This is a genomic window from Sporosarcina gallistercoris, from assembly GCF_050459885.1.
Taxonomy (GTDB): Bacteria; Bacillota; Bacilli; order Bacillales_A; family Planococcaceae; genus Sporosarcina; species Sporosarcina gallistercoris_A.
The window spans coordinates 1-12,420 of record NZ_JBCMNO010000004.1; the positions used below are offsets into that span (position 1 = coordinate 1).

The 12,420-nt window shown below is 43.5% G+C and carries 15 protein-coding genes; 1 reads left to right on the plus strand and 14 read right to left on the minus strand.

What is annotated here, in order from left to right; all coding sequences use genetic code 11:
• The 5 genes from ABE021_RS01215 to ABE021_RS01235 all read right to left on the minus strand — a co-directional run.
• Window positions 1-190, minus strand: a 190-nt coding sequence (locus ABE021_RS01215) for a hypothetical protein (RefSeq protein ID WP_430286341.1), incomplete at its 3' end; no start/stop codon positions are given.
• Window positions 191-282: 92 nt separating this feature from the next.
• Window positions 283-870, minus strand: coding sequence for a histidine phosphatase family protein (locus ABE021_RS01220; protein ID WP_430286342.1), 588 nt, complete (start codon window positions 868-870; stop codon window positions 283-285).
• A gap of 86 nt (window positions 871-956) precedes the next feature.
• Window positions 957-2,201 (minus strand): amidohydrolase family protein, encoded by a 1,245-nt coding sequence (locus ABE021_RS01225; RefSeq protein ID WP_430286343.1) that lies wholly within the window; start codon window positions 2,199-2,201, stop codon window positions 957-959.
• A gap of 15 nt (window positions 2,202-2,216) precedes the next feature.
• The gene (gene msrA, locus ABE021_RS01230) at window positions 2,217-2,951 is read right to left on the minus strand and encodes a peptide-methionine (S)-S-oxide reductase MsrA (protein ID WP_430286344.1); all 735 of its coding nucleotides are present in this window, start codon (window positions 2,949-2,951) and stop codon (window positions 2,217-2,219) included.
• A 112-nt stretch (window positions 2,952-3,063) separates the two neighbouring features.
• Window positions 3,064-4,038 (minus strand): Rieske 2Fe-2S domain-containing protein, encoded by a 975-nt coding sequence (locus ABE021_RS01235; RefSeq protein WP_430286345.1) that lies wholly within the window; start codon window positions 4,036-4,038, stop codon window positions 3,064-3,066.
• Window positions 4,039-4,220: 182 nt separating this feature from the next.
• On the opposite strand from ABE021_RS01235, the gene ABE021_RS01240 reads away from it, so the two are divergent.
• On the plus strand, window positions 4,221-5,576 hold the full coding sequence (locus tag ABE021_RS01240) for a uracil-xanthine permease family protein (protein ID WP_430286346.1): 1,356 nt from the start codon (window positions 4,221-4,223) through the stop codon (window positions 5,574-5,576).
• 140 nt (window positions 5,577-5,716) lie between these two features.
• Here ABE021_RS01240 and ABE021_RS01245 read toward each other — a convergent pair whose 3' ends face one another.
• The 9 genes from ABE021_RS01245 to ABE021_RS01285 form a co-directional block, all read right to left on the minus strand.
• On the minus strand, window positions 5,717-6,247 hold the full coding sequence (locus ABE021_RS01245; RefSeq protein ID WP_430286347.1) for a hypothetical protein: 531 nt from the start codon (window positions 6,245-6,247) through the stop codon (window positions 5,717-5,719).
• Between the two features lie 11 nt (window positions 6,248-6,258).
• On the minus strand, window positions 6,259-7,728 hold the full coding sequence (locus ABE021_RS01250; protein ID WP_430286348.1) for an FAD-binding oxidoreductase: 1,470 nt from the start codon (window positions 7,726-7,728) through the stop codon (window positions 6,259-6,261).
• Window positions 7,729-7,939: 211 nt separating this feature from the next.
• Window positions 7,940-8,344: a hypothetical protein gene (locus ABE021_RS01255; RefSeq protein WP_430286349.1), complete on the minus strand. Its 405-nt coding sequence runs from the start codon at window positions 8,342-8,344 to the stop codon at window positions 7,940-7,942.
• Window positions 8,345-8,760: 416 nt separating this feature from the next.
• Window positions 8,761-9,045 carry a hypothetical protein gene (locus ABE021_RS01260; protein WP_430286350.1) on the minus strand — a complete coding sequence of 95 codons (285 nt, stop codon included), beginning with the start codon at window positions 9,043-9,045 and terminating at the stop codon, window positions 8,761-8,763.
• A 203-nt stretch (window positions 9,046-9,248) separates the two neighbouring features.
• Window positions 9,249-9,761, minus strand: a complete 513-nt coding sequence (locus ABE021_RS01265) for a GNAT family N-acetyltransferase (protein ID WP_430286351.1) — start codon at window positions 9,759-9,761, stop codon at window positions 9,249-9,251.
• 529 nt (window positions 9,762-10,290) lie between these two features.
• Window positions 10,291-10,533: a phosphatase gene (locus ABE021_RS01270; protein WP_430286352.1), complete on the minus strand. Its 243-nt coding sequence runs from the start codon at window positions 10,531-10,533 to the stop codon at window positions 10,291-10,293.
• 58 nt (window positions 10,534-10,591) lie between these two features.
• Entirely contained in the window at window positions 10,592-11,080 is a 489-nt protein-coding gene (locus ABE021_RS01275) for a hypothetical protein (RefSeq protein ID WP_430286353.1), read from the minus strand.
• 61 nt (window positions 11,081-11,141) lie between these two features.
• Window positions 11,142-11,633 (minus strand): NUDIX domain-containing protein, encoded by a 492-nt coding sequence (locus tag ABE021_RS01280; RefSeq protein ID WP_430286354.1) that lies wholly within the window; start codon window positions 11,631-11,633, stop codon window positions 11,142-11,144.
• Between the two features lie 114 nt (window positions 11,634-11,747).
• Window positions 11,748-12,398: a DUF3885 domain-containing protein gene (locus ABE021_RS01285; protein WP_430286355.1), complete on the minus strand. Its 651-nt coding sequence runs from the start codon at window positions 12,396-12,398 to the stop codon at window positions 11,748-11,750.
• Window positions 12,399-12,420: the final 22 nt, after the last annotated feature.

Sequence of the window (12,420 nt, forward strand, 5' to 3'; positions counted from 1 at the left end):
TGTTAGCCCTCCCTAAAACAAACGAAGCGCCACCAATCAGTCCCTTCCCTCCCTTGAATTGTGTCTCGTTATCGAGAAATTCCGCTAGGTGTCGGAGAAATCCCTCTGGATGATGGAGAAACGCTGCCCAGTGTCCGGGTAATCTCTCTGCATGACCGACAAATCCCGCTGCTAGTCGGACAAATTTCACTTAACGACAAACAAACACTCCCTACTGATCGAGAACACCTTCCATAATATCCACGCACACAAAAAAACCGGCTGCCCGAAGGCATGCCGGTTTCAAGATTTCATCTCATGTAAATGATTTGTACAATTGAACAACTCGCAAATGTTTTCGTCCTCGCCGATTTTCACAATTGTCAACGACGTATTCCCGAGTGGTTCTTCGTAGGTCGTCCCAGGCAATAACTCAGACAATAACCGTTTGATGAAACCGCCATGACTGACTGCGAGCACCCGGCCGTCCGGATAACGCTTCTGCATCTCTTGTATGAACGACATGCCTCGGGTGATCACACTATCATGGGACTCCCCGTGCAAATCCAGCTGTTTCCAATCGGGACCCCACTTTGCCAAACGATCGGCTTCCGTCGTCCCTTCGATCAAACCGCCAGCACGTTCACGCAGCCGCTTGTCTTCAATCACTTCGGCATGTGTCATCTGCCGACCGATCAGTTCCGCAGTCCGTTTCGCACGCTGCCAAGGGCTTGTGTAAATGGCATCCCACGTATCTGCAGCGAATCGCTCTGCTGCACGTTCCGCCATCCTAATTCCTTCTTCGTCCAACGGAATATCCGTACTCCCTTGAGCTCGTCCTTGTTTGTTCCAGGCAGTCACCCCATGGCGCACAAATCCAACTGTCGTCATCCAAGCAGCCTCCTTTGCAAACATTGTAATGGTGTTACTTTACCATATAACCATCCGATTTCAAAACAATCTAACATTATAGAGCTCTATTCAACAACGCCATTCACGGACTGTTCGACAATCACTCTGCCCGCTTTAATGACGAAGTTAGCAATCGGCTGGTCTTGAATCACATCACTCAATTTCTGAGAGTCAAACACAACCAAGTCCGCCTTCTTCCCCTCAGCAATTCCATAAGTCTCTTCAATACCTAGACACTTCGCTGCATTATAAGTGATCATGTCGAGGACAGCCCGCTGCTGTTCTGCAGATCCCATAAATTGTGTCTCCGCAAGCAGATAACCGATCAGCAGCAAGTTCGCATTGCCGAATGGCGTAAAGGCATTGCGGATATTATTCGAAGCGAACGCCACATTCACTCCGTGCTCCAGCATCTGTTTTACAGGCGCCATCCCGCGCCGTACATTCTTATTATCATTCCGTCCATTTAAATATACATCCGTTGCAGGCAGCGGCATGATTGTAATTCCCGCTTCTGCAATCTTTGTAAATAACACAGAAGCCTCTTCAGGTTCAAGCGATCCAAGTGTCGTCACATGGCCGAGCGTCACACGTCCTTGCAGCCCCCGCTCTATCGTCAGATCGCAAATACGATCCGTCAGCAAGTATCTAGGATCTTCCGTATGATCGGCGAAATCCACGTGCAAGTCGAGCGGCAACTCATGCTTTTGCGCTAAGTCAAAGACCAATTCCAAATGGCGAATGGAATCTTCCAGCGTCTTTTCATTGTAAGGGCAGCCTCCGACAACATCTGCCCCCATAAGAATGCCCTCTTCCATCCGTTCGAGCGTCCCTTCGGATTTCAAGATGCCCTCTTGGGGGAACACAACAATTTGCAAGTCGATTTTATCCTTATAGACTTCTTTCAATGCAAGTAATACTTCCACGCCAAGCAGCTTCTCGATATGATCGACGTCGGGATGAGCGCGCATCACCGTGGTTCCTTTAGCAATCGCCCACTTCAGTACTTTCTCAGAACGCGCATACACATCTTCATACGTGTATTCCGCTTTCAGTTCACCTGTGTTTTTAATCGCCTCTTCAAGGGTTCCAGAAACATTCGGTTTCCGTTCCTCTAAAAATGCTTTGTCCGGATGGATATGCCCTTCAACCAAGCCAGGAAGAACAACCCTTCCTTCACAGTCAATTTCGCGATCCGCGTCAGCAGTGAATCCCGATCCGATTTTCCGGATGAACCCTTCCTCCATCCAAATGTCCTGCAAATCCTGATCATCCCGGATCCGTGCGTTTCTAATCAGCAACGTCTTCATCCTACAATCCCCCCATCAGTTCGTCTCTTCATCCTCTTTCGGCTCACTTAACCGCTTCACAACCTCTTCATCCCGGATAATCGGTTGGATTTTGACATCATCCAACGCACGCAAATTGATATGGCAATACCCGTTCGGATTCTTCACTAAATAGTCTTGATGGAACTCTTCAGCTTCATAGAAGTTGTCTAGAGGTGCCGCTTCCGTTGCAATGGCCTTTTTATAGAACTGCTGTTCATCTTTCACAGCTTCCTTCACAATTTCCGCATCCGCCTCATCTGAATAATAAATACCGGAACGATATTGGACGCCTACATCATTCCCTTGCTTGTCTTTCGTTGTCGGGTCAATCACTTGAAACAGGTGATCAATGAGCGATTCCAGCGAAATCCGGTCCGGATCATAGGTGACTTCCACGGTTTCCGCGAATTTCTCATCACCTTTGATAACCTCTTCATAGCTCGGATGTTCTCCTGTTCCGTTCGCGTAACCGGAAACTGTATCCTGCACTCCGTAAAGCCTTGCAAAATACGCTTCCACACCCCAAAAACAGCCGCCTGCAAAGTAAATTTTGTGTAACTCACTATCATCATAATTCAAGTGCTCGTTAATATTGGTCACATTTTTTTTCAACACATATCCAGCTTCCGGTTCCGGCTCAGTACTCGGTCTACCAGCATTCGCTCCGCAAGAAGCTAGCAAGAAAACTGCACAGACCCATGAAAACAATGCGGACTTTCGTTTCAACATAACGTCCCTCCTATTCTATCGTTCTTAATGAATTCATAGCGGACATTCTTTCCATCAGTTTATCACACAACTCAAAAAAGCTATCCAGAACGGATAGCTTTTCACAAACCTATTATGCTGTGCCTAGAGTGACGCCACACTTTTTTAAATATTGACGATACGCGATGCTCACACGGTCCGAAACGAGCGACAATTCCACTTGCAAATCGAGGGGCAGTTCTTCAGGCTTCTGGTTTTGAACAATCGGTTTATCTTGAGCGAATATCAAGTCCTGGAACTCTACAATCTCTTCATCTGTCTGCCCGGTATCGTAGTTGAACGACAAAATTCCATAAGCGACAGAATGCGTTTCAGTCATCGGACGAACCGTAAGTAAAATTGTCATCAATGTATCATTCTCTGCATCCCGCTTCGTGAAACGTACCGTGAGCGGACGCACAATCTCATATGTGTAGTACACATATTTGGCTACTCCTGTACCGTCTGCATCCGGTTGGAAAATCCGGATTTCATCAGAAAACATTCTTCCATCCACTTCATTCATCTTATAAGGTTCAATTTCTCGGTGCGACTCTTCACCGAGATAACCTTGGTGAACGACAGCCAGATGACCGACATCCAAGAAGTTTTCTACAATCCGAGGGGGGAGCGCTTCCGCTTCCTGGGGACCCCAGATGACGTTTCTCCACTCATCTGATTCCATTTCTGGATAAGAAAAGAACTCCGGCTCATTCCCTGCAAGATTCACCCAGATGAACCCATATTTTTCGACGCACGGATACGTCACAGCCTTCGCTTTTTTGGGAATCGATTTTCCTTCAGGCAACTGAGGGATTTTCACACAATCTCCTTCATCTTCATATTCCCAGCCATGATATGGGCACACGAGACAATCATTTTTCACTTCCCCTAGTGATAGTGCAGCTCCTCTATGGATACATAAGTCTTTAAAGGCATGGACCCCTTTACTATTCCGAAAAATCGCTAATCGTTCTCCCATTAAAAAAATTTGGATTGGTGCTTCTTGGACATCTTGAGATCGGCAAGCAACGAGCCACTCTTCTTGTAACACAGTATCTTTCAGCATGGATAGATCCCCTTCCACTTGTTTAGTTACCCCAAGTGTACGAAAACAATTTATATTGGTCAACCCCAAACACGAACTAATTTATATAAATTTTACAAAACGTTCGTATTTGTACTGTACAAACTCATAATAATTCTTTATACTCCAAACTATACCTCACCAAAACGAATTAAGGAGTGTTCATGTTGTCCAAGAAACGCCCAGATGGTCTGCTCATCGGTGTTGATGAGAAAGTTAGTTATCCAAAAGCGATTGCACTCGGATTACAGCACGTACTCGCGATGGATTTGTATATTGCGCCCATTATCGTTGCGGGCTTACTCTCGTTGAGTACTGAAAATACTTCATTCTTTGTTCAGATGTGCTTCCTCGCAACTGGACTTGCGACGCTCATACAAACTGGCTTCGGCTTGAAACTGCCAGTTGTTCAAGGTCCTTCATATGTACCGATTGGTGCGATTGCCGCAATTGGCAGTAAACTAGGACTTGGAGCCATTGCAGGAAGCCTCATTCCTGGCGCGATCATGATTGCACTCCTTGGTTATCCTTTGAAAGTATTCGCAAAAACCGTCCGTAAAATTGTTCCGCCAATCGTTGGAGGTACAGTCATCATCATTGTAGGTATCGCGTTAATGCCTGTCGGCTTGAATAACATCTACTTTGCCGAAGGGACTATTGGTCAAAACGTAGCAATCGCTTCAGTCTCTGCAGGTGTCCTTGTCACATGTATGGTTCTCGGTAAGCGTTTGCCACGATTCGGCTCGTTTTTCCGACTCGTCTCTGTCATTCTTGCTATCGTTGCCGGATCGATTGCCGCAAGTTTCTTCTACCCGATTGACTTTACGCCGGTCAAAGACGCTGCATGGTTCTCACTTCCGACATTATTACCATTCGGAAAACCCGTATTCGATATGGGTGCCATCCTCACGATGATGCTTGTGTACTTGATCATCCTGCTTGAAACAACTGGAACGTGGTTCGTCGTTTCCACAATTACAGAAGAGGAATTGGATGAAAAGCGGTTGAACCGAGCATCATTCGGTGAAGGGCTTGGCTGTTTCGTCGGTTCCCTATTCGGAAGTACGCCACTCACTGGCTATTCATCGAACGCAGGACTCCTCGCAATTACGGGAGTCGGCAGCCGCATGGTGATCATGGCGAGTGGATTCATCCTCGTATTACTTGGGTTCATCCCCAAATTATCTGCAATCATTATTTGCATCCCGGAATCCGTCATTAACGGGATTTTCGGTATTGTCTGCGTCGCCATTGTCACGAATGGGATGAAAATCATCCAGCCGATCATTATCGATGACCGCAACATGATTGTCATCGGCGTTCCGATCTTGCTGACGATCGCGGTTACTGTGCTTCCAAAAGAAGTGCTCGCAACCGTTCCGAACTGGGCGAATTACCTTCTCTCTTCAGGGATTTCAGTAGGAGCACTGGCGACGGTGATTCTGAACTTGGTCATTCCTGTGGATAAAAACTTAGGACATAATCCGCCGCTAACCAGTTCTGTAAAAGAGATAAATTAAAAATCCTATAAACAATTTTCCCATTTGAAAAGACCGCTAATGAGCTCATTAGCGGTCTTTTCACGTACTTATGAGATTCCATTTAAGAAACTTTCAGGTCCATCATGCAGGAAGAGTTGAAAGCGGCATTCAACAGGCTGCTAAACGTTTTTTGTTAAGGTCCACTTCTCTCTTCTGATGAATTCCCACAAACTGCACATCAATAACAAGAAACCAAAAATAGTAAGAAAAACAACTGGCGATATGATTTTAAGAAAGCTAAAGCCGATCATCATGAAACCGACAATCAAATAATGATGAACCGCGTGTAAATGGTACGTTTCCTGCTCAGTATGCCAGGCACGAAAGTACCCCTGTAATAAGCCAAGAATGACTTGTAAGAGGAGCACTATATAAGGGAGACTTTCATATGAATTCGTTGTACAGCCAATCAGTATGTACACCATTCCCATTCCTGCATACACAACGAATATATAAGAACGTTCCTTATTCTTTTTCGACTGAAATGTCCGATACCCCCAGGCCGCCGCAAAAGAGAATGCCGCAAAGAACCAGGCAAATAACGTGAACGTCAAAGAGACTTGCTTCAACCAAATGATATAATATGGGAAAATGACAACCTGTCCTACCGTGACAACAAGCGGCAGATACCGTGCACTTTTGGAATTCATGCTACGCTCCTTCACTTTACGTAATACTCATAGAACATATTTTGAAAGACGTTATTAGGATCTCTTCGTAATTTCTCTTCCTTAAACTCTTCCCACGCAGGGTACGAACCCCTGAATTGATCCTTCGTTTGATAACGGTAGTAAGGCAAGTAATAAGTCCCTCCATGCTCAAGAGTTAAGTCAGTCCAACTCCGGATGAGTGATTGCGCATTGGCAACCTGTTCTTCCTTTAGTCCATGTTGGATCAAAACAACCAAACCGAACATGTCCTCTTTGGCATAATTCAGTGTCGTGAAATCGTCTTTGGCCGCATATCGCACTGTTATATTATGAAGTTTGAAATCGTCTTTTCTGTCGTTGGCTGGAATCACTTGCTTTAAATCATGAAGATAGGCTTCAAAGGCATCCACTGGAACAAAAAACTCTTGCAACACTTCCACCCGCCCCGGCTTCGTGTACTCCATAAATGTCGATTCGGAGCGCATCACATTATTCCGGGTAATTTCCTCGCCATCGAGAGAAGCAATATACTGCTTTTGTGTTCCCCAAAACAAATTTTCAAAAGTTCCTCCTACTCGTCCTACATCAAGTGCCAGCTTACTCAGTTTGACACCTTGCTCTTTTTTGAGCCCCGTATTATGATCCTGTTTATCTGTAAAGTCATAATTGACAACCACCATTTCGTCGAGGAAAGATGCGGGCGCAACGCTCACTCTGGCATAGTGCATCGCTGTATTTCGCTGTTTCAATAACCGTTTGAAATAGGATGCATACTCATTTGATTTCAACTGTTCCGTATGGATCGTGTAGAGGTCATTTTCCGTCAATTCCAACGTCACATCTAAAATCACGCCAAACAATCCGTATCCGCCAAACACATACTTCATCCATTCATCGGGATCTTCCCTCGTTATGGTCTTCATCTCACCTGAAGGGGTTAGTAGCGTCATTTCCTTTACGGTTTCCGCCATTGGGCCAAAACGGATATCCCGCCCGTGCGCATTAACCGACAGGGAACCGCCTATCGTGAAAATGGATTGCGATTGAGTCACTTTCAAAGCGAATCCATGCGGTTGAATGGCCTCTTGGACATCTTCCCACGTGGCTCCTGCCTCTACACGAATCGTCTTCTGCCGTTCATCTATCTCAAGTATCCGGTTGAAAGTTCGCATATCCAGTACGACACCCTCTTTATAATACGTATGGCCGCCTTGCGAATGCTGCAATCCAGCAACCGAGATCTTCTGTCCATTATCGTTTGCTTCTTTGACGATCCTTTGCAAATCATTTCGGTTTTCCGCTTTCACGACTCGTTCCACACGCTCAGGGAGAAGTCCGGTATAATCGGTAACTAAACTGCCTTGAGAGAGCCCATATTTCCTTTTTTCAACCGGAATGTTCCATAAGACGATAGCTACAAAAACAATGACTAGACTCCCCAAAAACCATGGTTTTTTGAGCAGTTCCGATATGAATTGCATAGTAACCCCCTTTAAAGACAAATTGCAGATTTGAGTGGTTTTAATATCATTATACAGTGCAATAACAGAAATGAATCTACTATTCTTTTACAGAGAAAAAGAACACCGATACTTTAAAGGAACGGTGTCCTTGGATTATTAGCATTCTTCAGGCTAATGAACGTAATCAGAAAAGTGTTGTTTTGGACACAACGAATTCTTCAAGAACATGTTAAGGAGCAAATCCATAGAAAATCAGAGTGAAGATAAAAAAAGAAACGAAGCTGACTGCGAGGAGGAACACTATCCAGATGAGATAGACTGCGATTCGCAATCTATTGGTTTTCATGATCCGTTTTAATATTTTATACGTAACATAGGCAATCACAATAAAGGCCGGGATAATGAAGAAATATGAAAACATGCCGACCCAATCCCCCAACGCTCGAAACCCTTCATCGGGAACCGGCCCCTGGTACAAATGATATTCTTTTGTAATTCTTGAAATTCCGGTTAGGAACACGACGGATACCAATGCAAAGTAAAGAGACAGTGCTATTCTAACGACCCTTTTCTCTTTTAGAAGCAGGAAGTACATTGAAATAATAAAGAGAATTAAAACTATAGTTCCAAACATTGTTTCACCTCCAACTATAATCATTCAACCAAACCCCTATGAGAGCCTACTAGAACCTTACGAATCACTACTCCGTCCCCACTCACGGTTCTTGGAAGCCAATCATTCCAATGATATAGAGAATTGCATAAAACATAAGTGCGATCATATTAAGAGAGAATAGAGTAATTCTCACTGTCCCTTTACGTCCTGTCCAAGCGAAAAGGAGACCTAGCATGCCCATATTGAAGAATATAAAGGTCCCTTTGCGATTCGACGCTGCCCACCCAGCTAACATAAGAAAGAAAATATAACTAACTGAATTTGGAATAATCACAGCATCCTAAGTTTTATTTTGTTAAAAATAATCTCCGTTTGACGAATGGCTGTTGACTTTCTCATATGTGAATGCCGTGTCATGCACACTTCTGGACGCTTTAACCGCCAAATTCAAATCCGAACGCAACAAACAAGAACATTGCGAGTTCAATGGCCCCCAAGACAAGCACTATGAGCGGAATCGCTTTTTTAGATCCGTCTTCGAATACGGCACCTAGCGTTCCAGTCACTAAAAAGATTGGCCCAACAAGTATGGTTGAGATTATTATGACCAAGATTCCCATGAGAGGGTTCGTGAAGAATAGAGTGATAACCGTAATGATTTGAATGACGAAGATTACAAACATGGCAAATGCGATTCTACCGGCTATCGTGCTGGGCATGAAATCCTCCTCGATTTTCTAATTGGTTTTCCGGTTCTTTAGCAGGTAAGGTACTTCTTCTCTTTAGATGGTCAAGTTATACTTAACAGCAAAATTACATTACAAAATTCCGGTACGTCAGACATAGTTTCTTCATCAAGATGAAGAACAAATTCAGGTTGTGTATGCGATGCTCAAGTGAAAATACACAGAAAGATCCCTATCTACAAAGACAGTCTATACTGGATTAACGCTGTATCAGCGCCTAGATAGTACTCGGTGCCCATTCTGCTGACTTCAAGAAAGCCCAGCCTTTCCAACATCTTTCGTGATCGCCTATTGGTTTCGTGGGTTTCCGCAGTGAAAACCGTAATCCCTAACTGCGTGGACGCATACTCCATCATCCGTCTGCTTGCGCTATGTCCAATTCCCTTGCCCCATAACTCACTGTCACCAATGGCAATGCCGAGTTCAGCTGAATGATTCTCAATATGGGCCAAGTCTACATAACCAATCAGCTTATGATCCAGTTCGATGCCCATGCGAAGGAAATCATCAGCTGTCTGATTGACACAACGTAACCACCAGGAATGCAATTCTGGCTCCTTCCGATTTCGCTCCCATTCGTTAGCAGTGCAAAAAGTAACGTCCTTGCTCCATTTTAGAACATATGCAAAGTCTTCTTTCGTTATTGGTCTGATTTGTACACGGTTATCAACTTCAGTTGCAGGAATCATCGTTTACCTCCGTCTGGTCTGTTGTTCATCATATCTTGTAACCGTTTCTTCTAGAATTGGCCGCGTTTGAAGCAAATTACCATAACGGTTCGTCCTTGCCGCTCAATTTGATTTTTGAAAGGAGATACGGAACAAATAGAAGACTCAAGTATCCTAACGTAAATAGTCTTTGTGTCTCGGCATATAAGTATTGCCTATGACCGCAGTTAGGATATTCTTTCCCTCTTTGAAAAACCAAGTGCAAGAACGTCTTTAACCTTCCACTTGTAATTACAATTTGAGCAGCGTGCCATATAATCCCCTCCCTATTCCTCATTGTCCGTAATTTTACTACTTGGCTCTTATGTAAATCATTCAAGAACAATTCTTAGTTATAGAAGGATATTGTCCGAGCAGACCCTCTTGCTAAATGAATATAGATTTGTTATTTTCCAATCATGGTATTCCTTAAATAAATCATTTTAGAATAGGTTCATCTTTCTCTCTCGATAATAGCGTAACAATTGTTCAATAATCGAGCCTGATTGCATTAATCTTCTCTATCGGGTCTCGCTATCAATACGACCCCTGCTATTACTAATAATACCGTTACTAGTAATGGCAATGTTCCTACTTTCAATAGTGCAGTCCCAAAAACCCCATAATTATTGTTCCACCCTTGACCATCTACACCACCGAGAGTAAGAGAATAAATTGATGCCGATATTAAAGCAGAACCAAATATTATGGCGCTTGACAGAAGTAAAACCAGCCCAATGTTTGTATTTTTCATGTCAATCATCCTCCCAACATCTTAATACACCTTTTTGGACCGATTTTTTTACAAGCGGTCACCCAAACATATCTACAATATGTATACTTCCAAAAAATAGAATCAAGACTACTAACGGAATACCTAAACTCAAGAGAGCATTACTCCATTTATAGATGTTCTTTTTAATTAAAATATAATCAGTTATAAAGTATAGAATAGACGCTAACAAGCTATACCAAAGTAGAACCAAACCAAACAGAACATGTAATGCAAAAGAAAAGTAAATTTCCAAAGATTTATGTGTGTGATTTGAGATGAAACAGGCTATGTAGTCACTTATCATGGAAGCGATTGTACCGTAGAGCAAGATGACTGGAAAACTATAAATAAGATATCCAGGAACTGATATTTGCAACTCCCGTATATATTCACCAAGAGAACGAATACCTACATCAAATGGATCCGGTATAAATAGACCCAACACGATCGCAAATGTAGTTCCTGAAATTGAAGCAGAGATAATCTTTCTGGATAGTATTGGACTTATTTCACTCTGAAAACTCACTTGAACTTCTCCTTTTTCTTATCAACATGCAATAGACCTCCATTTCCGGAGCTCTAGGCACTCACTCTATCCTAGATGCATAATTCAATATATCTTGATACAGTCCATGCCAGTCACGATAGTAATTAGAAACTTCTTTCGGGTCTATTAAACGTCTTTCCGAGGCCTCGTACTCTCCTGTAAAGCTATGTAATTTCTCAATATCCATACGGTAAAACAACTGATAACCGATTTTCGGATATGGGCTATCTTCACTCCAATTTGGATTTTCATTATGATCAACTACAATATGCCCAAGAAAATGACATTTCCCTTCAACGTAACCTTCTTCCATAGCTTCCCGTTTCAAACATTCCACAGGAGTTTCATTTAATTCCATGTGACCTCCTGGAAAGTCCCATCCTCTATGATTTAACTTAACCAATAACAACTGATCCTTATAAAAGCAAAATCCATGAACGCTCGTGATTAAATGGTAGTGTGGACATTGGATTTCAGGTCTCCATGTTAGTTTTACTTTTGCTTCTCCCCAATTCACATAGGTTGTTGTCATGTATGAATCCCTCACTTATTCAATTTAGCAAGGCAACGAGCGCTATTGCCGGTTACACACTTTTACGTACATCTCTGCAAAAAGATAGTTCAACAAACGCGATTGTCCAATCATCTATCCAGAACAAGTGAACACCTTATCAATCTCCGCACGATCATAATCCAAAATCCAGTCATTATACTCCTCATACACCGAGTATATTACCCCCGGTTCCGTTCCAAGCACATCACAGCCTCTATCGTCGTAGACATAGTAGATCGTCCCTTTCGTTTCATTCACAAAATAGAAGGGATAGTGGATAGAGGGTCTTTTACCCATATTCTGATTGCAGATCGCCTTCAGCAGTGCAGCATACCGAAAATCCGAACGACGGCATCTAAGACTGAACCGGTGGGTCCGGTAGATGCCGTCTTCATCATCTTCAGGATAGAGGAAAGGACGGTTCTCGTGCTGCAGATGGCGCAAGACCGAGGTCGTATTTACATACTTCGTAAAGACATTCAACTTCCGCTGCAACGCATACCCTTTTCCTAAATCGTGGGCGTCAGCTACAAGATAGAGCACATCTTGAGGCGCATGCAGCGCTTCGAATAAATCGATTGCTCGCCGATACACTCCTTGTAAATACCGTGGATTTTCATGAATACTGACAGTGCTCTCATCCACACCGAGTTCGAACCGGATGCTCGCATCCCAAGAGTAAAACAGAGGCGAACGGAGCTCCAATCCCGGAAAACTCTTCATCATAAAATCATTCAGCTTCATTCATCGCACCTCTTTCAAGAAT